The sequence below is a fragment of the Serratia sp. LACPHL-BACT-2024-00286 genome, from assembly GCF_043109535.1.
Taxonomy (GTDB): Bacteria; Pseudomonadota; Gammaproteobacteria; order Enterobacterales; family Enterobacteriaceae; genus Serratia; species Serratia sarumanii.
In genome coordinates this window covers 59,823-85,187 of sequence record NZ_JBICNA010000005.1, presented here as the reverse complement: position 1 = coordinate 85,187, position 25,365 = coordinate 59,823, and the positions used below count along the sequence as shown (strand labels likewise).

Here is a 25,365-nt window from a genome sequence, read left to right as displayed (position 1 = left end):
GCCCGTACTGTGGTTGTATGTGTATTTAATGAAGGCGATCCGCCCAATGCGGATTACCCGACAAAACCGCGGCTGCAACGCTGATAAACCGTGGAAAGCGTGCTGACCTTTTCTTCACTTGGCCGATGGTTCACATCTGGCGTGATATTATTTAACCATTTGATAACTGGTCGTTGGTTTTGTCTAGTACCTGTATCCCATTTTTTAGACGAAAAGTCGACAAGCATCTCCTTTTCTGGTTTTTCTGTTGGTTATGACAGGAATATGATTGACAGCGGGTTTTATGCGCTGAAGGTTAATTAATTGTTGATAAACAAGATGTTGTAGTAAGAATGTTCCGAGTGGGGCGAAAATTCGCCGGCCCGCAGGAAGCATTATTAAAAGTAGGGGAAACGCGCCGTTGATCCGGCCAATCGCGGAAATTGGCGATAAATGCAGCTATTGTTCTTCCTGCAGCGTGTCTTCCCGCATATAGCCCGGCCGCCGCCGCAGACACCACCAGGAATAACCGGCGTTGAACAGCACCACCAAAGCGGTGACGGCGAAGACCGCGCGAAAACCGTAGCCGGCGGAGACCGCGGCGCCGAGCAGCGGGCCGCTGACGTTGCCGACGTCGCGGAACGACTGGTTGTAGCTGAAAATTCGGCCGGCGACCTGATTGGTGCAGTTATAAATCAACAGGGTCTGTACCGCCGGCAGCAGCGCGCCGTCGGCCGCCCCCAGCAGAAAGCGCAGTACGCCGAGCTGCCACGGCGTTTGCACGAACGCCATCGGGATCAGCAGCAGCACCGAGACGATCAGCATAAAGACCAGAATGCGTTCCGGGCCGATGCGATCGCCCAGCTTGCCCAGCCGTGGGGCGCTCATCAATGCCGCGACGCCGGGCACCGAGGCGATCAGCCCGCTGATAAACGCCAGATTATGGGTCGCGCCGGCCAGATCGCGCACATACAGCGTCAGGATCGGGGCAATTGAGCCGGTGGCGATCTGGATGATCATGGTGGTGACGAACAGGCTGAGCACCAGCTTCGGGTTCTTCAGCGAGGCGAACACCTGTTTTGCGTGCAACATGTCGCGCTTTTGCACCGGGGTGAATTGCTCTTTAACATACAGCAGCGTCAGCACGAAGCAGACGAACAGCACCGCGGCGGTGATATAAAACACCGGACGCAGGCCGTACAGATCGGCCAGCAGGCCGCCGATCAGCGGGCCGACCAGCGCACCGCCGACGCCACCGGTAGACAGGGTGCCGAGCGCCCAGCCGCTGCGGTTGCGCGGCACCTGGGTGGCGATCAGCGCGTTGGCGTTGGGAATGAACCCGCCGAGCAACCCCAGCACCGCACGCAGCGCGAGAAACTGCCAGACCGTTTGCGCCATGCCCATCAGCACCATGACTATCGCCATGCCCAACGCCGAGCGCAGCAACATCAGTTTACGGCCGCGTCGGTCGGCCAGGGCGCCCCAGAACGGCGCGGCGATAGCGGAAAACAGGAAGGTAATGCTGAACAGCAGACCGGACCACATGTTGAGCGCCTGATGGCCGGTTACGCCCAGCGTCTCGACGTACAGCGGCAGAAACGGCATCACCAGGCTGAAGGCGGCGCCGGTGAGAAAGCACCCTACCCAGGCGACGAAAAGGTTGCGTTTCCAGTTAACGGGTTCTGCTGCCGAAGCCATAAATGTCCATTGCCGAAAGGTGACGCGTTTTGCCGGCGGCAAAAAGATGGAGGGCAAAACGTGAAAGTTAGCCTGATAAGTATGCGCCGCCGGCGCGGCTACGGCAAACCAGAGGACGGGAATAGGGCGAAAAATGAAATAAAGTTTTAAAAATGACGCTTAAACCTTATTCCGCGCTTGGCGCGCGGAATTTTCAGCGTTTTATAGGCCGGCCAGCGCCTCGAAACCGGCGGCGGTGGTGGTGGCGCTAAAGTCAGTGACCTCGTAGTGAGCCACGGCGTTGAATGGATCTTCGGCCAGGATGGCGTCCAGCCGCGCGCGTTCAATGCCCTTGGCCAGGATCACGCCGCCGGTGCGGGGATTCTTGCGGCCGGAGGCGATGAAGGTGCCGTCCTGAAAATATTTCTTAAGCCAGGCGATGTGCCCGTCAAGGTGGCTGTCGACGTCGGCGATCGGGCGATGGTAGGTCAGGCTGACAATGTACATGGCGGCTCCGGGGTTGGCGGCAAAGGCTTTACCATCCCACCCTCGCTGTCGATTCTCAAGAGGCGCGCAATAAAAAACCCGCCGGCGGCGGGTTTGCTTTATCAGTAGAGCGAAGGCTCGCCTTCCGGGCGGGTCTTGAAGCGGCGATGCAGCCACATATATTGATCCGGCGCCATCAGGATCTCTTTTTCCACCACTTTATTCATAAAGGCGGCGGCATCGAGTTCGTTATCCAGCGGGAAGTTTTCCACCGCCGGCTGCATGATCAGCTCATAGCCTTTGCCGTCCGGCAGGCGGCGCGGGGTGAACGGAATGATCGCCGGTTTGCCCATCCGCACCAGCACGTAACTGCCGGTGGTGGTGGCGGCTTTGTCTACCGCGAACAGCGGCACGAATACGCTGCTGCGCGGGCCGTAGTCGTGATCCGGCGCATACCAGATGATATCGCCCTGTTTCAGGGCGCGGATCATGCCTTTGATGTCTTTGCGATCCAGCATCGATTTGTTGGAACGCATGCGGCCCCAGGTTTGCAGCCAGTCCATCAGCTTGTTGTCGTGCGGGCGGTAAACGCCGATGCCCGGGTTGTGAATGCCGAAGATGCGCGCGCCCAGCTCCAGCGTCAAAAAGTGCAGGCCAATCAGCAACACGCCCTGCTGGTTGTCGCGGGCCTTTTGGATGTGCTCCAGGCCGCTGACCTTGAACCAGCGCTCGATGCGCCAGTTGGGCCAGAACCACGCCATGCCGGTTTCAAACAGCCCCATGCCGACCGATTCGAAATTCTTTACCACCAGCGCATCGCGTTCGGCCTGCGGCATGTCGGGAAAACAGAGCTCGAGGTTACGCTGGGCGATAGCGACGCGTCGCTTGAGAAAGCGCATGGAAAATCGCCCAATCGAGGTGCCGAGCCAGTAGATGACGGGATAAGGCAGCAACACCAGCAGATACAGCAAGCCGATGCCGACCCAGGTCAGCCAGTAGTGCGGGTGCAATAAGGAACGATTGAAAGTAGGAACTTGAGTCATGGGTTCTCTGTTTGAATACGGTTGTTTAAGTGTAATGACAGAGTCATAGCATGGTCTGGCAGCCGGGTGAGCTCGGCGGCAAGGTTCGTTTCTGCCGTTTGTTTGCGACTATTGTGGCATTTTTCTGGCGATCCAGGAAAACACAACGCATTAAAATCCCTTTTTGGGCGTTAAATATGCATCGAATGCCGAATTTTTCCACAATCTTTCCTGCCAAAGATAATGGCGATATTATTGCTGGTAATTATTCAGAGGGTAAATATGTTGGCACCATGGATCAGTGCGGGGCTGCTGGTTTTGGGCGCGGCGGTCGGCAGCGTCGGCGCGCATCTGCAGGTGAACGCGATATTGGCGCTCGCCGGCGTGATGATGGCGCTTGGTATGCTGGCTTCCGCGTTTACCGAAGGCGGCGGACGCTGAACGGGGCGTTTGCGCCAGGGCTGCGCGGCGGCGGTTTTTCGGGTATGATGTGCGCCGCGCGCGGGCCGGCAGGCTGCGCGCGATAATCAGTCACCTCCCGAAAGACAGGAAAGTACACCATGCCAGTGTTACATAACCGAATTTCTAATGAGGAACTGAAGGCGCGCATGCTGGCGGAAACCGAGCCGCGCACCACAGTTTCTTTTTACAAATATTTCTCCATCGACGATCCCAAAGCGTTTCGCGACAGCCTGTACGTTCAGTTCGAAAAATTGAAGGTGTTCGGCCGCATCTACGTGGCGAAAGAGGGCATCAACGCGCAGATCAGCGTGCCGCAGCATAACTTCGACGCGTTCAAAGCCGCGCTGTTCGCCTCGCACCCGGCGCTGGATCAGGTTCGCCTGAATATCGCGCTCGAAGACGACGGCAAATCCTTCTGGGTGCTGCGCCTCAAGGTGCGCGAGCGCATCGTGGCCGACGGCATCGATGACGAGAGCTTTGACCCAAGCAACGTCGGCGAATATCTGCAGGCCGATCGCGTCAATCAGATGATCGACGATCCGAATACGGTGTTCGTCGACATGCGCAACCACTATGAGTACGAAGTCGGTCACTTCGAAAACGCCATCGAGGTGCCGTCGGATACCTTCCGCGATCAGCTGCCGATGGCGGTGGAGATGCTGCAGGACAGCAAAGACAAAAACATCGTCATGTACTGCACCGGCGGCATTCGCTGTGAAAAAGCCAGCGCCTATATGCTGCACAACGGCTTTAAAAACATCTACCACGTGGAAGGCGGGATCATCGAGTACGCCCGCAAAGCGAAAGAGCAGGGGCTGCCGCTGAAGTTTATCGGCAAAAACTTCGTGTTCGATGAGCGCATGGGCGAGCGCATTTCCGACGATGTGATCGCCAACTGCCACCAGTGCGGGGCGCCGTGCGACACCCACACCAACTGCAAAAACGACGGTTGCCACCTGCTGTTCATTCAGTGCCCGAGCTGCGCCACCAAGTTTGAAGGGTGCTGCAGTGAAATTTGCCGCGAAGAGCTGAAGCTGCCGCGCGAAGAGCAGCGCGCGCGCCGTGCAGGCCGTGAAAACGGCGTCAAGATCTTCAATAAGTCGAAAGGCCTGTTGCAGACTACGATGCACATTCCGGCACCGGAAGAAGAAGGCCCAGCCCGCTGAGCCTGAGGAAATGAGAAGCCCGGCCGCCAAGCCGGGCTTTTTTACTTATTTCTCGCGCACGCCTTCTACGGAGATGATCAGCTCAACGTCTTGCGACGCCGGGCCCAGATCGGTGGTGATGCCGAAATCTTTCAGCTTGATTTTGCCGTTGGCTTCAAAGCCGGCGCGGTAGCCGCCCCACGGATCGTTGCCCTGGCCAATCAGTTTGGCGTCCAGCGTAACCGGTTTGGTCACGCCGTTCAGCGTCAGGTTGCCGACCACAGCATAACCTTCGCCGCTTTTCTTCACTTCGGTGGATTCAAACTTGGCCTGTTTGTTCTTCTCCACGTTGAGGAACTCGGCGCTGCGCAGGTGCTTGTCGCGCTCGGCGTGGTTGGTGTCGACGCTGGCGGTATTGATGGTCACGTTGACTTTGTCCTTGGACGGATCTTTTTCGTCGAAGGTGAAGCCGCCGTCAAAGTCTTTAAAGCTGCCGTACAGCCAGCTGTAACCCAGGTGCTGGATGCGGAACTCGATAAAGGCGTGCTGGCCCTGTTTGTCGATCTTGTAGTCCGCCGCCAGTGCGGAACCGGCGCTCAGCAGCAGGGCGCCTGCGGTCAGGCCCAATACGGTCTTTTTCAACATAGCAATCTCCATAAATCCAAAGGTTAATCGGCGCTGCTACCCAGCATCCGTTTCAAAGTGACATCACGATCGATAAAGTGATGTTTAAGCGCGGCCAGCCCGTGCAGTACCGAGAGCACTACCACGGCCCAGGCCAGGTAAAGGTGTATGGCGCCGGCGGTGTCGGCCTGTTCCGCCATGCCGGTCACGGTGGCGGGCACGTCGAACCAGCCGAATACGCTAATCGGTTGGCCGTCGGCGGTCGAGATCAGATAGCCGCTGATCAGAATGCCGAACAGCACGGCGTACAGCGCCAGATGCGCGAGAATGGCGCTGACGCGAGTGAGGCGGCCATAGCTGGCCAGAGGCTTGGGCGGCGGCGAGACAAAGCGCCAGATCACGCGGATCACCATCACGATGAACAGCAGCGTGCCGATGCTTTTGTGGATCTCCGGCGCCTGGTGGTACCAGACGTCGTAATAGCCCAGCGTGACCATCCACAGGCCGAGGGCGAACATGCCGTACACCGTCAGCGCCACCAGCCAGTGGATCAACACTGACACATGGCCGAAACGATCGGCGGTATTTTTCCAGAGCATCCTGTTTCCTTCGATTACCGATTGGCTGGCTGCAATAATTAAACTTTAGGAAACATAAAATCAATAATAAATTTAACTATGTTACTTCTTAGAAATATTAGTCAGTGAATTTGTTTGAGATGTTCGTAGTTCATCAGATAAATCGTTGAAGATGATATGATTTCTTTCACGTGGCGATTATGCTAGTTGTTGAAAATTAGGCTTATTATCTATTAATGTCAGCTTTTGTCATTTTACGTAAACCGTTCATGGATTGCTGGGCGGGATTATTGGTTGGCAAAGGTTATGCCTATTTCTTGCGGCGAAGAGCAGGGCGGAAAGATTAAATTATTCGAACGGTTACGCTAAATCCTCTGCGGCGTGACGGCCGACTTTGCTACCATTAGCGCCAAGAGTCGGCTCTTTGTGGCCGGTTAACCCAGTGAAATAACAAGGAAACGTCATGGGCCGAACCCGAGTAACCGACAGCAGCCTGCGTTTGGCCGTCCTGTTGGCGATGTTGGTGATCATTTTGGCCGGGGTGAAAGCCGCCGCCGACATCGTGGTGCCGTTTCTACTGGCGGTATTCCTCGCCATGGTGCTGAACCCGCTGGTGACGATGCTGGAACGCCGCCGGGTGCCGCGCATCCTTGGGGTGACGCTGCTGGTGACGGCGGTGATCGTGGTCGTGATGCTGTTTATCGGCATGCTGGGCGCTTCGCTGAACGAGTTCGCCCGCTCGCTGCCGCAGTACCGCGGCATGATGATCGAGAAACTGCGCGAGCTGCAGCATTACGCCGATCGCTTCAATATCAGCCTCTCCAGCGAAGCGATGCTGCAGTATGTCGATCCCAGCGCGGCGATGAATCTGGTTACCCGCATGTTGGGGCACCTGTCTGGCGCCATGACCAACGTCTTCCTGCTGCTGATGACCGTGGTGTTTATGCTGTTTGAAGTGCAGCTGCTGCCTTATAAGCTGCAGCAGGCGTTGGATAAGCCGAACGAAGGCCTCGCCGCGATGCGGCGGGCGCTGGACGGCGTGACGCGCTATCTGGTGATTAAAACCATCATCAGCCTGGCCACCGGCGTGATCGTCTGGATCTTCCTGGCGGCGGTCGGGGTGCGCTTCGCCTTTATCTGGGGGCTGCTGGCGTTTCTGCTCAACTATATCCCCAATATCGGCTCGGTATTGGCCGCCATTCCACCGTTGATTCAGGCGCTGCTGTTCAACGGATTGGGCGATGCGTTGGTGGTGGCGGGCGGCTTTATCGCTGTCAACATGGTGATCGGCAATATCCTCGAACCGCGGGTGATGGGGCGCGGGCTGGGGCTGTCGACGCTGGTGGTGTTCCTGTCGCTGATCTTTTGGGGTTGGCTGCTCGGCCCAGTGGGCATGTTGCTGTCGGTGCCGCTGACGATCGTGGCGCGCATCGCGCTGGAGACCACCGAGGGCGGCTATCGGCTGGCGGTTATCCTGGGGGACGGCCGCCCGCCGCGCCAGCCTCCGGCGGCGCCGGAGTGAGGAAGATTTTTCCGTTGACGCCGGGCTGCGCGGCGTGTTGCAGCGCCGCTGCGTACTGATGCAGAGGGTAAATCGCGGCGGGCGGGCGCAGCGCCAGCTGGCCGCGGCGCAGCAGCTGGAATAGCTGATAAAACGCCGTTTGCCACTGCGCCGGCGCCGCATGCGCATTCCATTTACGCAGGTGGAACAGCGAAGCGCGCAGCTTTAACTCATCCACTACGCGCCGCCAGTCCACCTGGCGCCCGCCTAAAAGGCCCAGCGCCACGAAATCGCCGCCGGAGCGAACCGCTCGCGCCAGCTGCAATCCGTCTTCTCCGCCGATGCAGTCGATGGCGGCGCGGGCGCCAAAATGGGTCATCTGCGCCAGCTGCGGCGCTTCGATAACGCGCCAGGCGCCGGCGGCCAGCAGCGCCTGGCGATGGGCGGCGTTGCGCACCGCCACCGCCAGACGAATACCACGCAGCGCCGTCAGCTGCGCCAACAGCAGGCTAACGGCGGAGCCGCCGCCGTTGAGCAGCAGCACGTCGCCGGCGTTGAGCGGCAGCCATTGCGTCAGCAGCACCCAGCAGGTGAGCGGGTTGATGTAAATCTGTGCCGCGTCGTTGTCGTCGATGTCGTCCGGCACCCACACCACCCGATCCTCAGGCAGCGTGACGAAGGTTTGCCAACTGCCGTCACCCGCTACCGCCAGCGCGCGTCGGCCGGTCGAGCGCCCGCTCTGCGGATCGACGATGACGCCTGCGCCTTCATAGCCCGGCACCTGCGGCAGGGCGATACGGTGCGCGTATTGGCCGTGAATCGGGATCAGGTCGGAAGGATTGATCGGGGCATAGCGCATCTGCAGCAGCAGCCGGCCGGGGCGCAGCGGCGGCCTGTTCACCTGCTGCAGCGTCAGCACCTGGGCGGGATCGCCGAAGCGGTTGAAGCTCAATCGGGGAAATGACGACGGCATGGGTTACAGCACGAAGAAAAAGTAGACATCCAGCGCCAGCAGCACCAGCCACAGGCAAAGATACAGCACCAGGTGCTCACGCACGTTGTTGACGATAGCCGCCAGTATTCGGTTTAACATTTCAGCCGCCAGAAGAAAGAGACCTTTGATTATAGTCCTTTTCTCGGCGTCTTTTATAGCGCGCCGCGCATGAGTGCTGGAAGAATGGCGATAAAAAAGCCTGCGTTATCGCAGGCTTGATGTCATACCGCCAGCAGCGCCAACGGCGTCGAGTTCGTAGGCGTGTTCGGCGGGTAGAAATAACGCAGCACGTTATACAACGAGTAGAATTCCAGCCGGTTGCGCGCGTAGATCTTCTCCGTGATGTGGCGCTTGTGCACGTACACCGTATGCGAGCTAATTTGCAGCTTTTTCGCGATGCGGTAGTTGGGCATCTCCGCCATCCAATATTTCATCACCGTCAGTTCCTGCGGGCTGAACAGGGAACGCTCTTCGCCGTCATCGGCCAGCGCCAGCGGATTTTCGCGCAGCGTGCGCAAGGTGAGCGGCAGAATGCTTTTATTGAACAGAAACGCGTTATCGGCGATGCGCATTGGCGTTTCGCTATAAGGGTAAGGCGTATCGAGATAGATAAACATCAAGGCAGACTGGCTGGCCTCCATAAACGCCAGCAGCTGTGCGTCCGCTTCGTTATAGCGGCACTGGTTGCTGAGGTTCACCAGAATGTGGCTCGGCTGAAAGCTGGCCAACAGCGGCGTAGCGCACTCAATGCTGTGGCAGCACTTGATCGTCGTAATCCCACTATCAGCAAAGTAGCTGGCTATACCGACCCGGGTGAAGCAGCATTCGTCCACGACAAGTAGTTTCATGGTGACGTCCTTGTTGAAAGCCGATGGAGCATATCTTCTGTAAAATAGGACTTACACTGCAAGTGTTCAATTCGGAAATTCAACTGCTGAATGCAAGAAATTTCCGTTATAAGAATTTTTACTTGGTATTTAAAAGAGTTAGCAGGTTAAGAAATTGTAACCGTCGGATTTCGCTGCCCAGGGCTCGACGGGAACCAGGACAGCGACAGCCTTTGCTTAGCTAAATCGTTTCAGACCAAAGCTGGAGACGTCGACCGGCGGCGCTTTGTCCTGCGCGAACAGCGCGGCAATCTCGCCCAGTGCGCTGGCGAACTTGAAGCCGTGGCCGCTCAATCCGCTGATGACCATCAGACGATCGCACTCCGGCAGGGTATCGATAATAAAGTCCTCGTCGGGGCTCATGTCATAACTGCAGGCTTCGCCGTGTAAACATACGCCTACACCCGGTAAAAACTGCCGCAGGAAGGTGAAGACTTCGGTGCCGTCGCTGGCGTGGCTGCCGAAAGGTTTACGCTGCTCGGGGGCATCCATCGGCTGGCCACCGTCGTGTTTGCCCACTTTCAGGCCGTCGTTATCCGCCGGGAAGCCGTAATAGTGCGTGCCGTCTTGCGCTTCAACGGTAAAGGCCGGGAAGCGATTGTTCACGCTGTAGCGGCCATCCGCCTGATGCCAGGAGAATACCTTGCGCAATGGCGCAACCGGCAGCTGCGGCAACAGCGCTTTCACCCAGGTGCCGGCGGTGACCACCGCTTTTCGCGCCGTGAAGCGCCCTTCGCCGGTGACGACTGCAACGCCGCCATCGATAGGCTCCACCGCGCTGACCGGGCAGTTGAACAACTGGCTGCAGCCGGCCTCTTTCGCCAGCTTGATCAGGCTGGCCACCGCCAGTTCGGAACGCAGGAAGCCGGCGTCCGGCTCGAAAACGCCGACGTAACCTTCCGGCGTGCGGAATTCCGGCCAGCGTTGAGCAATCTGTTCGGCGCTGAGGGTTTGCGCGTTCAGGCGGAATTTTTGCGCGCTCTGCTGAGCATTGCGAATGAATTCGGAGTGCTGCGGCCCCAGGTTGAGTACGCCGCACGACTGGAACAGTTCCTCGCCGGAATGTTGAATCAGCGCATTCCACAACGCCTGCGCGCGCAGCACCAGCGGCACGTACTTTTCACCTTCGCCGTAAGCGTGACGGATGATGCGGGTATCGCCGTGATGGCTGCCGTTGCGGTGCGGGGGAATGGCGCTGTCGATCATCAGCACTTTCAAGCCGGCGCGGGTTGCGTAATACCCTGCCGCTGCGCCGACTGAACCGCTGCCCACCACAATCAAATCATATTCCACGTGCCGACCCTCTCTGATAGCGATTTCTTATCGCCCCATGATAAAAGGTTGGCGGGCGCAATGCACTGATTGAACGGCGAAAGGCAAAGAAAAAGGCGCCGGGAATGGGGCGCGGCGCCTTAGGGGTTAGGGGACGATGAATCAATGTTTTCTGCGATCAAGATCCTGATAATCCGTAGCTTCAATCTTGGCGATGCCGGCCTCTAAGATATTGATTAATTGACGGGCGACATCTGTGGTCAGCCAAAGCGTTCTGTCTACTTGGGCTTCTTCGGGCGTTTGGTCTAGTGAAGACAGGTAATGAAGGCGTATCATCATGGCGTCGTAAACGTCGACAGTACTGATATCCCAACCGACAAGCGGGTGCGTCTGAATTACTTCATCATTTCTGTCCATAAAGACCCCTTATTGAGTAGTAACTACCGTGAGTGACTAACGAGGATCAATGCGGCTCATCATCATGAGAGCAATTACAGTATACGCATCCGCTTTCATCGGTGGAGGGGGGTGTCACCAAAATTTGCAAAATAAATATTTATTTGAGCAATTATTCTACAAATTTGTATGTGTTGCAGTGGGTGAGTACAGCGCGGCGCGTTATTCCGCGTCGGCAGGTGGCGATGCACCATACAGACATTTTTCCAGCTCTTCGGCCAAATGGGCGAAATGCTTTTGCGTTTCGGCGTCGCGATTCTGGCTGTGCGATTCCAGCTTCAGGCTGTGGATCAGCCGCTGGTTGGCTTTGTCATCCAGGCTGAAGGCCAGATAAGAGAAAGCCACTTCCAGTACGTTCAAGCGCCTTTTCTGATCGGCAATCAACGCCAGCAGTTCGCCAAACGTCATTGCGTCTTCGGATTTCACCTTGTCCGGGGCCATGCTTACTCCTTTGCGTTAAATACAGCGCTGAGGCGGATTTTGTTCCAGAGTAAGGGTAAGCGATGAATGGGCTGGGCGCCAGAAACAAAAAAGCCGGAGAGCGACCCCCGGCAAAAACAGCATTGCAGTGTTATTCTGCGCTGAACCACTCGTCCGCGCTTTCCCAGGTTTCCTGAAGGATTTCCTCGATCAGATCCCGGTCGGTTTTGGCGCCCCCCAGCACGGAGAGCCCGTTGGTGCCGGCATAACGTACGTGCACGACGGCGTCTGGAAACTGGCGATTGACCCGTTTGCCCAGTTCACCGGTCAGCGCCTCAATGGCGCCCGACGGCAGCGGCCGGGTTTTATCTATAGTGACTTCAACACGCATAATTGCCCCCGAAGCGATTTACTGTTTATTTATACAGTTAACCGAGTGCGGGGGCAAGAGGGCGAAGAAAAAATATCAGTCTTTCAGCGACCAGTTCAGGGTTTCACCGGCCAGGAAGGGGATCACGGATTCATTGCCCAGGGCGATCTCTTCCGGCTGGGTGGTCGGCACGCGCTGCAGCTCGATGAAGTCTTCGTTGAGCGGCAGGCCATAGAAACGCGGGCCGTTGAGCGAGCAGAAGGCCTCAAAGTGCGCCAGCGCGCCGAGCTGTTCGAACACCGCGGCGTAAGCCGGGATGGCATTCGGCGCGTTGAAACAGCCGGCGCAGCCGCAGCTGGACTCTTTGCGATGCTTGAGGTGCGGCGCGGAGTCGGTACCGAGGAAGAAACGATCCGAGCCGCTGGCGACCGCCTGACGCAGCGCTTCCTGATGGACATTGCGCTTGAGGATCGGCAGGCAGAACAGGTGTGGGCGAATGCCGCCGACCAGCATGTGGTTGCGGTTGAACATCAGGTGCTGCGGCGTGATGGTGGCGCCGAGGAAACGATTGCCTGCCTGCACATATTGCGCCGCTTCTTTGGTTGTGATGTGCTCGAAGACGATCTTCAGCTCCGGGAACTGCTGGCGGATCGGTTCCATCACCTGCTCGATAAAGCGCGCCTCGCGGTCGAAGATATCGACGGCAGGGTCGGTCACTTCGCCGTGGATCAGCAAAGGCATGCCGATTTTTTGCATCTGTTCGAACAGCGGGTAAATGCCGGTCACGTCGCTGACGCCGTGGCTGGAGTTGGTGGTGGCGTTGGCCGGATACAGCTTGGCGGCAGTAAACACCCCTTGCTCAAAGCCGTTGACCAGTTCACTGGCCGCCAGAGAGTTGGTCAGATAGCAGGTCATCAGCGGAGTGAAGTTGTGACCCTGCGGGACCGCCGCCAGAATGCGATCGCGGTAGGCGCGCGCGGCGGCCACGGTCGTTACGGGCGGAACCAGGTTCGGCATCACGATCGCCCGGCCAAATACCTGGCTGGTATAGGGCACCACCGTTTTCAGCATCTCGTCGTCACGCAGGTGGATATGCCAGTCGTCTGGGCGGCGGATTTTCAGAACTTGAGGTTGTGCGGTCATCTAGCTAGGCTCCGGCGGTCAAATACGTCTAATGAAAAGCGAATAATGGGTTTATTCACGCCGGGGTGTAAGGATAAGCGGAAAGCGCCTGAGATGCATCTGTTTGTTGGCGACAAGTTGAAATCAATAGCGCGGCGGGCGCATAGTAACAGGGATTTCAACGATGCCGACGCCAATACCGTCGACTTTCATCAAGTGGAAAGGGAGAAAGCAATGGAAGTACGCGTTATCGCCACCCTGCAAGCGAAAGCGGGATTTGAAGACGCCGTCAGCGAAGCGGTGCACGACATTCTCGAGCCGAGCCGCCAGGAGTTGGGCAACCTGCAATATGATTTGCATCGCGATCTGGAAAAGCCGGGCGTTTTCGTGTTCTTTGAGCGTTGGGCCAGCAGCGAAGCGCTGGATAAGCATAATGAGACGGCGCATTTTCAGCAGTTCGTCAGCCGGCTTGACGGCAAGTTGGATGTTTTAGACATCAAAAAACTGAAAAAGATAGCCTGAGCCTTTTTGCAGGCAAGAAAAAACCCGCCGATGGCGGGTTTTTTTTAGAGCTGCAGATTAACTTATTCGTTAACCGGCTGCGGCTTGGTGGCCGGCGCGGTGGCCTGGCTCACCGCCGAATGGCCGCCTGCCGAGCCTTTGCCTTCAAAGTTGAAGGAAGGGCGCTGCCAGTCGCTGTGCTTGCGTTCTTCCGGCACGTAGGCCGGCGCAGGCGCTTTGGTCATCGGCGCAGTGGCGATGTGTTTGTACAGTACGTCCTGCACGGCTTTCACCGGTGCCGGCTGCTGAGAAACCACAGGCGCAGGTTCTGCGGCGATTGGCGCCGGGGCTTTTTCGACCGGAGCGGCTTCCACGGCGGCTGGCGCAGGCGCTGCTTCTGCCACTGGCGTTTCTTCCGCTTGCGCAGCTTCTGCCGGCGCAGCGTCGACCACAGGCTCGTCTTCCACCGGCTTGGCTTCAACCACAGGTTCTGCCGCAACGGTTTCAGCTACCGGCTCGGCTTCCACTGCCGGGGCAGTCTCTTCCGCTTTCGGTTCTTCAACTGCGGCAGGTGCCGGCGCGGCTTCCACCAGCGTCGGGGTTTCCTCGGCCGGGGTGGCAACGACAGGCGCTACGGCTGCAGCTTCTTCCGTTACGGTAACGGCCGCAGTTTCAACGGCGGCTTCTGGTGCCGGCTCGTTGACGCTGGCCGCAGCCTGAGTTTCTTCCACGGCAACGCTGTGCTGTTCAACCGCTGCGGCGACAACCGGTGCCGCTGCCTGTTCTACTTCTACGGCTTCGGCCTGCACTTCGGCTTCTTCAACCTGAGCAACCGGGTAGCTTACCCAGACTTTGCCCGATGCCATTTCCGGCGAAGCGAACGCGCCCGCCAGCGGCATTGGGGACTGCAGCGGGTAACGCTCATCGCGGTAACGACGGCGACGCTGGCCGCTGACGCGCAGGTGACGCGGTGAACGACGGGAACGGCGCGGCATGCCTTCGCCGTTGCCACGGTTTTCGCCCTGGGCATCGTCTTCCGGCTGTGCGGCAACGGTTTCCGGCAGCAGCTTGACGCTGTCGTCGGCGGTCGGCTGCGCGACTTCGGCTTTCGCTACCGGCGCTTTCGGCGCCAACAGCTCTTCCGCTGCACGCTGCAGTTCTTCTTCCGCGGACAGGATGCGCACCTTCTGCGACAGAGGGCGGCGCTGGCGGCGCTGCATGTTCTGCTGCTGGCGTTCTTCCTGCTCTTCGTCGGTGCTCTCGACCGCTTCAACGCTTTCCAGCGCTTTCACTTCCTGCTGCGCCTGACGTTTTTCTTCCTGACGACGACGCTGGCGTTCAGCACGCTGCTCACGGCGTTGCTGCTGATCTTCGCGCGGCGCTTTAGCGCTTTCTTCCGAAGCGGATTCCTCCGCTACCGGCGCGTTCTGCTGCTGGTTGCGGCGGTTACGGCGCTGTTCATCGCGGGATTCACGCGATTCACGGCCTTCGCGGTTCTCACGCGGCTCACGGTTGTCGCGCTCGCGATTGTCACGGCCTTCACCGCGCTCTTTACGCTCGCCGCGTTCCGGACGGTCGCCACGCTCACCGCGCTCTTTACGGCCGGTGCCTTGGCGACGCTGACCGCGACGATCCTGACGACGGTTTTCACCGTTGCTTTCCGCCTTCGGCGTTTCGGCCGGTTTGGTTTCTTCGACGGCAGGTTGTTCCTCACCGGCGAACAGGCTCTTCAGACCACCGAACAGGCGGCCCAGGAAGCCCGGCTTGGCGGCGGCCGGCGCTGCGGCTTTAGCTTTGGCGGCGGCAGCGGCAGGCTTGGCCACGGCGACAGGTTCTTGAGCCGGCGGTGGCGCATCGGCGGACAGGGAGAAGGAAGCCAGGGCCGGTTGCTCCGGACGCTTGCGTTCCATCGGCGCGTCTTCCAGCGGGCGCTCCATGTCTTCTTCGTGCAGCTTCGGCAGCAGGTAGCTGAGGGTAGAGGTTTCCTCGCCCTTGCGCACGCGCAGCACCGAGTAGTGCGGGGTTTGCATTTCATCGTTAGGCACGATGACGGCTTTCACGCCACCCTGACGTTTTTCGATCGCGCTGACGGATTCGCGCTTTTCGTTCAGCAGGTACGAAGCAACCTGAACCGGCACGATAGCGTGAACTTCTTTGGTGTTTTCCTTCAGCGCTTCTTCTTCGATCAGGCGCAGGATGGACAGCGCCAGCGATTCGTTGTCGCGAATGGTGCCGGTGCCGTTACAGCGTGGGCACACGTGGTGGCTGGATTCGCCCAGCGACGGGCTGAGGCGCTGACGGGACATTTCCAGCAGGCCGAAACGGGAAATGCGGCCGATCTGGATGCGCGCGCGGTCTTGGCGCACGGCATCGCGCAGGCGGTTTTCCACTTCGCGCTGGTGGCGAACCGGCGTCATGTCGATGAAGTCGATGACGATCAGGCCGCCAAGGTCACGCAGGCGCAGCTGGCGAGCGATCTCGTCCGCCGCTTCCAGGTTGGTGTTGAACGCCGTCTCTTCGATGTCGCCACCGCGGGTGGCGCGGGCGGAGTTGATGTCGATGGCGGTCAGCGCTTCGGTGCTGTCGATGACGATCGAGCCGCCGGACGGCAGGCGCACTTCACGCTGGAAGGCGGATTCGATCTGCGATTCGATCTGGTAGTGGCTGAACAGAGGGATTTCACCGCTGTACAGTTTGATTTTGCTGCTGAAATCCGGGCGGCCCAGCGCAGCGATGTGCTCTTTGGCCAGATCGAGAATTTTCGGGTTGTCGATCAGGATTTCGCCGATGTCCGGGCGCAGGTAATCGCGGAAGGCGCGCACGATAACGTTGCTTTCCTGGTGGATCAGGAACGGCGCGGGGCGGCCTTCGGCGGCTTTTTTAATCGCTTCCCAGTGCTTCAGGCGGAAGGAGAGATCCCACTGCAGTGCGTCGGCGGATTTGCCTACGCCCGCGGTGCGAACGATCAGGCCCATGCCGTCCGGCAGTTGCAGCGAGGAGAGCGCTTCTTTCAGCTCGGTGCGATCGTCACCCTCGATGCGGCGGGAAATACCGCCGGCGCGCGGGTTGTTCGGCATCAGCACCAGATAACTGCCCGCGAGACTGATGAAGGTGGTCAAGGCGGCGCCTTTGTTGCCACGTTCTTCTTTGTCTACCTGAACGATGACTTCCTGGCCTTCGCGCAGCACATCTTTGATGTTCGGGCGGCCATGGGAAGAGTAATTGCTAGGGAAGTATTCGCGGGCGATTTCTTTAAGAGGGAGGAAACCATGTCGTTCTGCGCCGTAGTCCACGAACGCTGCTTCAAGACTTGGTTCAATGCGGGTGATTTTGCCTTTGTAAATATTCGCTTTTTTCTGCTCATGACCCGGACTTTCGATATCCAAATCATACAGCCGCTGTCCATCTACGAGGGCAACACGCAACTCTTCCTGCTGAGTTGCGTTAATCAACATTCTTTTCATCTTAACTTACTCGTTATTTTTACATTATCGACAAAGCTGCGGGCAAAATAACCTCATGGCCGGAGTTAAACCGAAAGCCCCGTGTCTTCTCGCAAAGCCGTCAACCTCACGGTTGTCGCCTGCATAGGGGCGCATTATCTCGGTAAGCCTGCTTTTCTTTGTGAAAGACAGCACTTTTACTAGGGGAATAGCCTCTGATTTACGTCGACAGATCTGATTCCATTTGCCGGCCAAGCTGCAACCCGCAGCCCGCTAATTGTTTGATTTCGCATTACGTCTTACGCCATTGCTGCGTTTTTGCGCGATCAGACAAATTTTATAATTCCACCGTTTTCCCTGTTTAACGAGAATCAACGCGGAAAGTGACTGCATTATTCCACTGCTGATGCCGTTATAGCAAGGTGACTTTTCCTTAACTGCGGAAGAAATCGCAAACGTTCAAACCGGCTTGCTGCCTTATTGTCCGCTGGGGTTTCGCCCGCCGTCAGAGAGACAGTTAAGCACAGAAAAAGATGTGGCGCTATTCACGCGCTCTATTTAGAATCCCGCACCATGAAAACGAACAATCCAGCAGTACAATTCATCACGATTTCCGACGACGAAGCCGGTCAGAGAATCGACAACTTTCTGCTCGCTCGCCTGAAAGGCGTGCCGAAGAGCATGATTTATCGCATCGTGCGCAAAGGCGAGGTGCGGGTCAATAAAGGGCGCATCAAGGTCGAATACAAATTGGCGGCCGGCGACGTGGTGCGCGTGCCGCCGGTGCGGGTGGCCGAGCGCGAAGAGACGCCGGTGTCGGCCAAGCTGGATAAGGTAGCCGCGCTGGCCGATTGCATTCTGTATGAAGACGACCACCTGCTGATCCTCAACAAGCCTTCCGGCACCGCGGTGCACGGCGGCAGCGGCCTGAGCTTCGGCGTGATCGAAGGGCTGCGCGCGCTGCGCCCGGAAGCCCGCTTCCTCGAGCTGGTGCACCGTCTGGATCGCGACACCTCAGGCGTGCTGCTGGTGGCCAAGAAGCGTTCCGCGCTGCGTTCGCTGCACGAGCAGCTGCGGCTGAAGGGCATGCAGAAGGATTATCTGGCGCTGGTGCGCGGCCAGTGGCAATCCCACTGCAAGGCCGTACAGGCGCCGCTGCTGAAAAACATTCTGCAAAGCGGCGAACGCATCGTGCGCGTCAGCAGCGAAGGCAAGCCTTCGGAAACCCGCTTCAAGGTGGAAGAGCGTTACGAATTCGCCACGCTGGTGAAGGCCAGCCCGATCACTGGGCGCACTCACCAGATCCGCGTGCACACGCTGCATGCCGGGCATCCGATCGCCTTTGACGATCGCTATGGCGACCGCGAGTTCGATCGCCAGCTGGCGGGTACCGGCCTGAAGCGGTTGTTCCTGCACGCCGCGGCGCTGCGCTTCGAGCATCCGGCCACCGGCGAAACGATGCGCATCGAAGCGCCGATGGACCAAGAGCTGCGCCACTGCCTGCAGGTGCTGCGCCGGCAGGTGGCCAAGTAATCCGCGTCAGAGCAGCGGGTTGATGCCTTCAGCCCGCAACATGTCCAACAGCGCGATCAACGGCAGGCCGATCAGGGCGTTCGGGTCCCGGCCTTCCAACCTGTCGAACAGCGCGATCCCCAATCCCTCGCTCTTGAAACTGCCCGCGCAGTTCAGCGGTTGCTCCAGACGTACATAGGCGGCGATCTCAGCTTCGCTCAACGCGCGAAAATGCACGTGGAACGGCTCGCACAGGGCCTGCAGCTGCTTGCTGCGGCCGTTGTACAGCGCCAGGCCGGTATAGAAGGTTACGGCTTGGGCGCTGGCCTGGCGCAGCTGCGCCCGGGCGTTTTCCTCGGTATGGGGCTTGCCGGTGATGTTGCCATCGATCACGCAGACCTGATCGGAGCCGATGATCAGATGCTCGGGATAGGCGAGGGCCAGCGCCTGAGCCTTCGCCGCCGCCAGGCGCAGCACCAGCGCTTCGGCGCTTTCGCCCGGCAGTGGGGTTTCATCCACCTCGGGTGCGGCGCAGTCGAAGGGCAGCCGTAACTTCTCCAGCAGCATTTTTCGATAGGGTGAGGTGGAGGCTAAAAGCAATCTCTGCATAATTTTTTTCGCAAACCGTAGCGTAAATGGGTATGGCATTTTAAACTGTCGGCCGCTGTGGAAGCGAATATTGGTGAAAGGAGCCGTTTTACGGCCTTTTTCTTTGACTCTATGTCGTTACAAAGTTAATATGCGCGCCCTATGCAAAAGGTAAAATTACCCTTGACCATTGATGCGGTACGTACCGCTCAGAAACGCCTGGACTATGCTGGTGTCTATGCGCCTGAGCAGGTTACTCGTGTTGCCGACTCCGTGGTCAGTGTGGACAGTGATGTCGAGGTGTCGTTGTCGTTCAATATCGACAATCAACGCCTCGCGGTGATAACAGGGCATGCGGACGTCACGGTAACGTTGATGTGCCAACGCTGTGGAGTCCCGTTCGAACATCAGGTTCACACAACATATTGTTTTAGCCCGGTCGTCAATGATGAGCAGGCTGAGGCATTACCGGAAGCGTACGAACCGATCGAAGTTGACGAGTTTGGCGAAGTCGATCTGTTGGCGATGATTGAAGACGAAATTATTCTTTCACTGCCTGTCGTTCCGGTACATGAATCTGAACACTGTGAAGTGTCCGAAGCGGACATGGTATTTGGCCAACTGCCTCCCGAGGCGGAGAAACCGAATCCGTTTGCCGTATTAGCCAGTTTAAAGCGTAAGTAATTGAGGAGTAAGGTCCATGGCCGTACAACAGAATAAACCAACCCGTTCCAAGCGTGGCATGCGTCGTTCTCACGATGCTCTGACCACGACTACTCTGTCTGTAGACAAAGTATCCGGTGAAACTCACCGTCGTCACCACATCACTGCCGACGGTTTCTACCGCGGTCGCAAGGTTATCGGCTAAGTAGCGATACCTTGACTCGTCTAACCCTGGCGTTAGATGCAATGGGCGGGGACTTCGGTCCCTGCGTCACAGTGCCTGCTTCGTTGCAGGCACTGGCCTCTAATTTACAGCTTCATCTCCTGCTGGTCGGCAATCCCGACGTCATCTCCCCTTTGCTTGCCCACGCCGATCCGGTTCTTCTGGAGCGTCTGCAAGTCGTGCCCGCCGAGTCCGTGATCGCCGGCGACGCCAAACCTTCACAAGCGATACGCGCCAGCCGCGGCACGTCGATGCGCATTGCGCTCGAGCAGCTCAGCAGCGGTAAAGCGCAGGGCTGCGTCAGCGCCGGCAATACCGGTGCGCTGATGGGATTGGCGAAGCTGTTGGTCAAGCCGCTGGAAGGCATCGAGCGCCCGGCGCTGATGACGGCGATCCCGAATCAGCAACGCAGTAAAACCGTGGTGCTGGATTTGGGCGCCAACGTCGAGTGCGACAGCACCATGCTGGTGCAGTTTGCCGTGATGGGCGCGGTGATGGCGGAAGAGGTGATCGGCATTGCGCAACCGCGGGTGGCGCTGCTGAATATTGGCGAAGAAGAGACCAAAGGCCTGGATAATATCCGCGAAGCGGCCGCTGTGCTAAAAAATACTCCGGCAATCAACTATATTGGTTACCTGGAAGGAAACGAGCTGCTCACCGGCAAGACCGACGTGTTGGTGTGCGATGGCTTCGTGGGCAACGTCACCCTGAAAACCATGGAAGGGGTGGTCAGGGTGTTCTTATCGCTGCTGAAATCGTCCGGCGACGGCAACAAGCGAGCGTGGTGGCTGAAATTGTTGGGCCGTTGGTTGCAAAAACGGGTGGTTAAGCGGTTCGGCCACCTGAACCCCGACCAGTATAATGGCGCATGTCTGTTAGGATTGCGCAGCACCGTAGTCAAGAGCCACGGCGCTGCGAACCCTCACGCGTTTGCAGTCGCAATCGAACAGGCTGTGCAGGCGGTGCAGCGGCAAGTCCCGGAAAGGATTGCTGCGCGCCTTGAGGCTGTATTACCTAAGAGTGACTGATCGTACATGTATACAAAGATTCTCGGTACGGGGAGTTATTTGCCCGTACAAGTGCGCACCAATGCTGATTTGGAAAAAATGGTGGATACCTCTGACGAATGGATCGTCACGCGTACCGGTATCCGCGAACGTCGCATCGCCGCTGCGGATGAAACCGTCGCGACGATGAGCTTCCAGGCCGCTGAGAAAGCGCTGGAAATGGCAGGTGTGGCTAAAGAAGACATTGGGCTGATCGTCGTGGCGACCACCACGACCACTCACGCGTTCCCGAGCGCGGCGTGCCTGGTGCAGCAAATGCTGGGCATCAAAGACTGCGCGGCGTTCGATCTGGCCGCGGCCTGTGCCGGCTTTACTTACGCGCTCAGCGTGGCCGATCAGTACGTGAAGAACGGCGCGGTCAAACATGCGCTGGTTATCGGCGCGGACGTCTTGTCGCGCACGCTGGATCCTGAAGATCGCGGCACCATCATTCTGTTTGGCGATGGCGCAGGGGCGGTGGTGCTGGGGGCTTCTGAAGCGCCGGGCATTCTGTCTACCCATCTGCATGCCGACGGCAGCTACGGCAACCTGCTGACGCTGCCGTACAAGGATCGCCAGAATCAAGACAAGCCGGCCTATGTCACCATGGCGGGCAACGAAGTCTTCAAGGTTGCGGTTACCGAGCTGGCGCGCATCGTCGACGAGACGCTGCAGGCCAACAACATGGACCGCAGCGAGCTGGATTGGCTGGTGCCGCACCAGGCCAACCTGCGCATCATCAGCGCAACGGCGAAAAAACTGGGCATGGGGATGGACAAAGTGGTGGTGACGCTCGATCGTCACGGCAACACCTCTGCCGCCTCGGTGCCTTCCGCACTGGACGAAGCGGTGCGCGACGGGCGAATTCAGCGTGGCCAACTGGTGCTGCTGGAGGCCTTCGGCGGCGGCTTTACCTGGGGCTCGGCGCTGGTTCGTTTCTGATTTGGACAGGAAGAAAAAATGACGCAATTTGCTTTTGTTTTCCCGGGCCAGGGGTCGCAGACCGTTGGCATGCTGGCCGAGTTGGCCGCACAGTTCCCGATCGTCGAAGAAACCTTCGGCGAGGCGTCTTCCGCCCTGGGTTACGACCTGTGGCAGCTGGTGCAGCAAGGCCCGGCGGAAGAGCTGAACAAAACCTGGCAGACCCAACCGGCTCTGCTGGCCGCCTCGGTGGCGATTTTCCGCGTTTGGCAACAGCAGGGCGGTAAAGCGCCGGCGCTGATGGCGGGCCACAGCTTGGGCGAATACTCGGCGCTGGTCTGCGCCGGCGTGCTGGACTTCAAGGCGGCGATCCGTCTGGTCGAGCTGCGCGGCAAGCTGATGCAGGAAGCGGTGCCGGAAGGCACCGGCGCGATGTACGCCATCATCGGTCTGGACAACGACGCGATCGCCAAAGCGTGTGAAGAGTCTGCGCAGGGGCAGGTGGTTTCTCCGGTCAACTTCAACTCGCCGGGCCAGGTGGTCATCGCCGGCAACAAAGAAGCGGTTGAGCGCGCAGGCGTCGCCTGCAAAGCCGCAGGCGCCAAGCGCGCGCTGCCGCTGCCGGTGAGCGTGCCTTCGCACTGTGCGCTGATGAAACCGGCCGCCGACAAGCTGGCCGTGGCGCTGCAGGACATCACCTTCAACGCGCCGCAGGTGCCGGTGGTGAACAACGTCGACGTGCGCACCGAAAACGATCCGGAAGCGATCCGCAGCGCGCTGGTGCGTCAGCTGTACAGCCCGGTGCGTTGGACCGAGAGCGTAGAATTTATCGCAGCACAGGGAGTGACGTCGCTGCTGGAAGTGGGGCCGGGCAAAGTGCTGACCGGTCTGACTAAACGTATTGTTGACACCCTGACGGCTGCGGCGGTGAACGACACCGCCAGCCTGTCGGCGGCGCTTGAACAATAAAGAGGAAAATGATGAGCTTCGAAGGTAAAATCGTTCTGGTCACCGGCGCGAGCCGCGGTATTGGCCGAGCTATTGCAGAAACGTTTGTGGCACGCGGCGCCAAAGTGATCGGCACCGCGACCAGCGAGAGCGGCGCTGAAGCGATCAGCAGCTACCTGGGCGCAAACGGCAAAGGGTTCATGTTGAACGTTGTTGATGCGCAATCTATCGACAGCGTGCTGGCATCGATTCGCGCCGAATTTGGCGAAATCGACATTTTAGTGAATAATGCCGGCATCACGCGTGATAACCTGCTGATGCGTATGAAGGATGATGAGTGGGAGGATATCCTCGACACCAACCTGACTTCCGTATTCCGCCTGTCAAAAGCGGTAATGCGCGCTATGATGAAAAAGCGGTTTGGCCGTATCATCACCATCGGTTCCGTTGTCGGCACCATGGGGAACGCAGGGCAGGCGAACTACGCGGCGGCTAAAGCCGGTCTGATTGGTTTTAGCAAATCTTTGGCACGTGAAGTTGCTTCGCGTGGCATTACGGTCAACGTCGTGGCACCTGGCTTTATTGAGACGGACATGACACGGGCGTTGACAGATGATCAACGCGCAGGCATTTTGTCATCAGTTCCAGCCAACCGGCTGGGCGATGCTAAAGAAATCGCCAGCGCTGTTGCATTTTTGGCCTCTGATGAGGCCGGCTATATCACCGGTGAAACGTTACATGTCAATGGCGGCATGTACATGATTTAAAAAATGTGAAAACCATTTGCGTTATTTGAGGCAAAAACCGCAAAATAGCGTAAAATCGTGGTTTGACCAGCCGGGATTTAGTTGCATCTTTTTCAGCATTTTATACACTACGAAAACCATCGCGAAAGCGAGTTTTGATAGGAAATTTAAGAGTATGAGCACTATCGAAGAACGCGTTAAGAAAATCATTGTTGAGCAACTGGGTGTTAAACAGGAAGAAGTTTTGAACAACGCTTCTTTCGTTGAAGATCTGGGCGCTGATTCTCTTGACACCGTTGAGCTGGTAATGGCACTGGAAGAAGAATTCGACACCGAGATTCCAGACGAAGAAGCTGAGAAGATCACTACTGTTCAGGCAGCTATTGATTTCATCAACGCTAGCCAGCAGTAAGAGAACATATCTAGGCGGTCGCTCGACCGCCTAAGTTTTTTCTATCCCTAGTGTCATATTTTTCCCTCCCTGGAGGACAAACGTGTCTAAGCGTCGAGTAGTTGTGACCGGACTGGGCATGTTGTCTCCTGTCGGCAATACGGTAGAGTCCACGTGGAACGCTCTTCTTGCCGGTCAGAGTGGCATCAGCCTGATCGACCATTTCGATACCACTGCCTATGCGACCAAGTTTGCTGGCCTGGTAAAGAATTTTAATTCCGAGGATTTCATCTCGCGCAAAGATGCGCGCAAGATGGACGCCTTTATCCAGTACGGTATCGCTGCCGGCATGCAAGCCATGCAGGATGCAGGCCTGGACATCACCGAGGCTAACGCCAGCCGCATTGGAGCCGCGATCGGTTCCGGCATCGGCGGCCTGGGTTTGATCGAAGAAAACCACAGTTCACTGGTTAACGGTGGCCCACGGAAAATCAGTCCGTTCTTCGTGCCATCCACCATCGTGAATATGATTGCCGGTCACCTGACAATCATGTACGGCATGCGTGGCCCAAGCATTTCCATCGCCACCGCCTGTACTTCAGGTGTGCACAACATCGGCCATGCGGCGCGTATCATTGCCTACAATGATGCGGACGTGATGCTGGCCGGTGGGGCAGAGAAAGCCAGCACCCCATTGGGCGTCGGCGGCTTTGGCGCAGCGCGCGCCCTGTCCACCCGTAATGACAACCCGCAGGCGGCAAGCCGTCCGTGGGATAAAGACCGCGACGGCTTTGTGCTGGGCGACGGCGCCGGCATGATGGTGCTGGAAGAGTACGAGCACGCGAAAAAGCGCGGCGCGAAAATCTACGCCGAAGTGGTGGGCTTTGGGATGAGCAGCGATGCTTATCACATGACGTCGCCACCGGAAAACGGCGCAGGCGCTGCGCTGGCGATGGAAAATGCCCTGCTTGACGCCGGTGTGACCCCGTCACAAATCGGCTACATCAACGCGCACGGCACCTCTACGCCGGCGGGCGACCAGGCGGAAGCGCAGGCGGTGAAATCCGTCTTCGGCGCCGATGCAGAGCGCGTGCTGGTGAGCTCGACCAAATCGATGACTGGCCACCTGTTGGGTGCGGCAGGCGCGATCGAGTCTATCTTCACCGTGCTGGCGCTGCGCGATCAGGCGGTACCGCCAACCATCAACCTGGATAACCCGGATGAAGGTTGCGATCTGGACTTCGTGCCTCACGAAGCGCGCCAGGTCAGCGATATGGAGTTCAGCCTGTGTAACTCCTTCGGCTTCGGCGGCACCAATGGCTCGCTGATCTTCCGCCGAGTGTAACTCGCGCTGTGGATAGCTGATGAAAAGCCCGGTTTTTTAACCG

28 protein-coding genes are annotated in these 25,365 nt (G+C 58.2%); 13 read left to right on the top strand and 15 right to left on the bottom strand.

All coding sequences use genetic code 11. The features are described from left to right. Positions 1 to 438 precede the first annotated feature (438 nt). The 3 genes from mdtG to ACF8MC_RS16060 form a co-directional block, all read right to left on the bottom strand. Positions 439 to 1,677, bottom strand: coding sequence for a multidrug efflux MFS transporter MdtG (mdtG, locus tag ACF8MC_RS16070; protein WP_047568085.1), 1,239 nt, complete (start codon positions 1,675 to 1,677; stop codon positions 439 to 441). A 201-nt stretch (positions 1,678 to 1,878) separates the two neighbouring features. Next, the gene (locus ACF8MC_RS16065) at positions 1,879 to 2,163 is read right to left on the bottom strand and encodes a YciI family protein (protein WP_033655070.1); all 285 of its coding nucleotides are present in this window, start codon (positions 2,161 to 2,163) and stop codon (positions 1,879 to 1,881) included. A gap of 101 nt (positions 2,164 to 2,264) precedes the next feature. After that, positions 2,265 to 3,185, bottom strand: coding sequence for a Kdo(2)-lipid IV(A) acyltransferase (locus ACF8MC_RS16060; protein WP_164104788.1), 921 nt, complete (start codon positions 3,183 to 3,185; stop codon positions 2,265 to 2,267). 261 nt (positions 3,186 to 3,446) lie between these two features. Here ACF8MC_RS16060 and ACF8MC_RS16055 point away from each other — a divergent pair, with 261 nt between their 5' ends. Both ACF8MC_RS16055 and ACF8MC_RS16050 read left to right on the top strand, forming a co-directional pair. Then, the gene (locus tag ACF8MC_RS16055; protein WP_033638031.1) at positions 3,447 to 3,605 is read left to right on the top strand and encodes a hypothetical protein; all 159 of its coding nucleotides are present in this window, start codon (positions 3,447 to 3,449) and stop codon (positions 3,603 to 3,605) included. A 119-nt stretch (positions 3,606 to 3,724) separates the two neighbouring features. Then, positions 3,725 to 4,792: a rhodanese-related sulfurtransferase gene (locus ACF8MC_RS16050; RefSeq protein ID WP_164104789.1), complete on the top strand. Its 1,068-nt coding sequence runs from the start codon at positions 3,725 to 3,727 to the stop codon at positions 4,790 to 4,792. Between the two features lie 45 nt (positions 4,793 to 4,837). On the opposite strand, the gene ACF8MC_RS16045 is transcribed toward ACF8MC_RS16050, so the two are convergent. Next, positions 4,838 to 5,416 carry a YceI family protein gene (locus tag ACF8MC_RS16045; protein WP_164104790.1) on the bottom strand — a complete coding sequence of 193 codons (579 nt, stop codon included), beginning with the start codon at positions 5,414 to 5,416 and terminating at the stop codon, positions 4,838 to 4,840. Positions 5,417 to 5,439: 23 nt separating this feature from the next. Then, on the bottom strand, positions 5,440 to 5,994 hold the full coding sequence (locus ACF8MC_RS16040; protein ID WP_004927830.1) for a cytochrome b: 555 nt from the start codon (positions 5,992 to 5,994) through the stop codon (positions 5,440 to 5,442). 442 nt (positions 5,995 to 6,436) lie between these two features. On the opposite strand from ACF8MC_RS16040, the gene ACF8MC_RS16035 reads away from it, so the two are divergent. After that, positions 6,437 to 7,495: an AI-2E family transporter gene (locus tag ACF8MC_RS16035; protein ID WP_033646455.1), complete on the top strand. Its 1,059-nt coding sequence runs from the start codon at positions 6,437 to 6,439 to the stop codon at positions 7,493 to 7,495. Here the strand turns inward: ACF8MC_RS16035 and ACF8MC_RS16030 are convergent. The 8 genes from ACF8MC_RS16030 to pyrC form a co-directional block, all read right to left on the bottom strand. Further along, positions 7,443 to 8,447: a zinc-dependent alcohol dehydrogenase family protein gene (locus ACF8MC_RS16030; RefSeq protein WP_164104791.1), complete on the bottom strand. Its 1,005-nt coding sequence runs from the start codon at positions 8,445 to 8,447 to the stop codon at positions 7,443 to 7,445. The genes ACF8MC_RS16035 and ACF8MC_RS16030 overlap by 53 nt on opposite strands. 3 nt (positions 8,448 to 8,450) lie before the next feature. Beyond that, positions 8,451 to 8,567, bottom strand: coding sequence for a DUF2770 family protein (locus tag ACF8MC_RS16025; RefSeq protein ID WP_033638034.1), 117 nt, complete (start codon positions 8,565 to 8,567; stop codon positions 8,451 to 8,453). A gap of 122 nt (positions 8,568 to 8,689) precedes the next feature. After that, positions 8,690 to 9,316, bottom strand: a complete 627-nt coding sequence (locus ACF8MC_RS16020) for a LuxR C-terminal-related transcriptional regulator (RefSeq protein ID WP_164104792.1) — start codon at positions 9,314 to 9,316, stop codon at positions 8,690 to 8,692. Between the two features lie 216 nt (positions 9,317 to 9,532). After that, a complete protein-coding gene (solA, locus tag ACF8MC_RS16015; RefSeq protein WP_041034628.1) occupies positions 9,533 to 10,648 on the bottom strand; it encodes an N-methyl-L-tryptophan oxidase in 1,116 nt (371 codons plus the stop codon). A 141-nt stretch (positions 10,649 to 10,789) separates the two neighbouring features. After that, entirely contained in the window at positions 10,790 to 11,044 is a 255-nt protein-coding gene (bssS, locus tag ACF8MC_RS16010; RefSeq protein WP_004927812.1) for a biofilm formation regulator BssS, read from the bottom strand. A 201-nt stretch (positions 11,045 to 11,245) separates the two neighbouring features. Beyond that, positions 11,246 to 11,524 carry a hypothetical protein gene (locus ACF8MC_RS16005; RefSeq protein WP_033646451.1) on the bottom strand — a complete coding sequence of 93 codons (279 nt, stop codon included), beginning with the start codon at positions 11,522 to 11,524 and terminating at the stop codon, positions 11,246 to 11,248. Positions 11,525 to 11,654: 130 nt separating this feature from the next. Continuing rightward, positions 11,655 to 11,894 carry a DNA damage-inducible protein I gene (gene dinI, locus ACF8MC_RS16000; protein WP_019455849.1) on the bottom strand — a complete coding sequence of 80 codons (240 nt, stop codon included), beginning with the start codon at positions 11,892 to 11,894 and terminating at the stop codon, positions 11,655 to 11,657. A gap of 75 nt (positions 11,895 to 11,969) precedes the next feature. After that, the gene (gene pyrC / locus ACF8MC_RS15995; protein ID WP_047568077.1) at positions 11,970 to 13,016 is read right to left on the bottom strand and encodes a dihydroorotase; all 1,047 of its coding nucleotides are present in this window, start codon (positions 13,014 to 13,016) and stop codon (positions 11,970 to 11,972) included. Between the two features lie 213 nt (positions 13,017 to 13,229). Here pyrC and ACF8MC_RS15990 point away from each other — a divergent pair, with 213 nt between their 5' ends. Then, positions 13,230 to 13,517, top strand: a complete 288-nt coding sequence (locus ACF8MC_RS15990; protein ID WP_033647446.1) for a putative quinol monooxygenase — start codon at positions 13,230 to 13,232, stop codon at positions 13,515 to 13,517. A gap of 62 nt (positions 13,518 to 13,579) precedes the next feature. Here the strand turns inward: ACF8MC_RS15990 and rne are convergent, their stop codons facing one another. Then, positions 13,580 to 16,960 (bottom strand): ribonuclease E, encoded by a 3,381-nt coding sequence (rne, locus tag ACF8MC_RS15985; protein ID WP_164104793.1) that lies wholly within the window; start codon positions 16,958 to 16,960, stop codon positions 13,580 to 13,582. Between the two features lie 552 nt (positions 16,961 to 17,512). Between rne and rluC the strand changes: the two genes are divergently transcribed. Beyond that, positions 17,513 to 18,472, top strand: a complete 960-nt coding sequence (rluC, locus tag ACF8MC_RS15980; RefSeq protein ID WP_033646448.1) for a 23S rRNA pseudouridine(955/2504/2580) synthase RluC — start codon at positions 17,513 to 17,515, stop codon at positions 18,470 to 18,472. Between the two features lie 6 nt (positions 18,473 to 18,478). Here rluC and ACF8MC_RS15975 read toward each other — a convergent pair whose 3' ends face one another. Continuing rightward, positions 18,479 to 19,060 carry a nucleoside triphosphate pyrophosphatase gene (locus ACF8MC_RS15975; RefSeq protein WP_128884684.1) on the bottom strand — a complete coding sequence of 194 codons (582 nt, stop codon included), beginning with the start codon at positions 19,058 to 19,060 and terminating at the stop codon, positions 18,479 to 18,481. A gap of 141 nt (positions 19,061 to 19,201) precedes the next feature. Here ACF8MC_RS15975 and yceD point away from each other — a divergent pair, with 141 nt between their 5' ends. The 8 genes from yceD (at position 19,202) to fabF (ending at position 25,322) form a co-directional block, all read left to right on the top strand. Next, positions 19,202 to 19,723: a 23S rRNA accumulation protein YceD gene (gene yceD / locus ACF8MC_RS15970; RefSeq protein WP_004927780.1), complete on the top strand. Its 522-nt coding sequence runs from the start codon at positions 19,202 to 19,204 to the stop codon at positions 19,721 to 19,723. A gap of 16 nt (positions 19,724 to 19,739) precedes the next feature. Further along, complete coding sequence (rpmF, locus tag ACF8MC_RS15965) at positions 19,740 to 19,907, top strand: 50S ribosomal protein L32 (protein WP_004927778.1); 168 nt, start codon at positions 19,740 to 19,742, stop codon at positions 19,905 to 19,907. 11 nt (positions 19,908 to 19,918) lie between these two features. Next, positions 19,919 to 20,953 (top strand): phosphate acyltransferase PlsX, encoded by a 1,035-nt coding sequence (plsX, locus tag ACF8MC_RS15960; RefSeq protein ID WP_071883797.1) that lies wholly within the window; start codon positions 19,919 to 19,921, stop codon positions 20,951 to 20,953. A 6-nt stretch (positions 20,954 to 20,959) separates the two neighbouring features. After that, positions 20,960 to 21,913, top strand: a complete 954-nt coding sequence (locus ACF8MC_RS15955; RefSeq protein ID WP_025302411.1) for a beta-ketoacyl-ACP synthase III — start codon at positions 20,960 to 20,962, stop codon at positions 21,911 to 21,913. A gap of 18 nt (positions 21,914 to 21,931) precedes the next feature. Next, positions 21,932 to 22,861: an ACP S-malonyltransferase gene (gene fabD / locus ACF8MC_RS15950; RefSeq protein ID WP_033646444.1), complete on the top strand. Its 930-nt coding sequence runs from the start codon at positions 21,932 to 21,934 to the stop codon at positions 22,859 to 22,861. 11 nt (positions 22,862 to 22,872) lie between these two features. Beyond that, positions 22,873 to 23,607 carry a 3-oxoacyl-ACP reductase FabG gene (gene fabG, locus ACF8MC_RS15945; RefSeq protein WP_016928193.1) on the top strand — a complete coding sequence of 245 codons (735 nt, stop codon included), beginning with the start codon at positions 22,873 to 22,875 and terminating at the stop codon, positions 23,605 to 23,607. Between the two features lie 154 nt (positions 23,608 to 23,761). Beyond that, on the top strand, positions 23,762 to 23,998 hold the full coding sequence (gene acpP / locus ACF8MC_RS15940) for an acyl carrier protein (protein WP_004719003.1): 237 nt from the start codon (positions 23,762 to 23,764) through the stop codon (positions 23,996 to 23,998). Between the two features lie 82 nt (positions 23,999 to 24,080). After that, complete coding sequence (gene fabF / locus ACF8MC_RS15935) at positions 24,081 to 25,322, top strand: beta-ketoacyl-ACP synthase II (RefSeq protein WP_033638042.1); 1,242 nt, start codon at positions 24,081 to 24,083, stop codon at positions 25,320 to 25,322. Positions 25,323 to 25,365 lie beyond the last annotated feature (43 nt).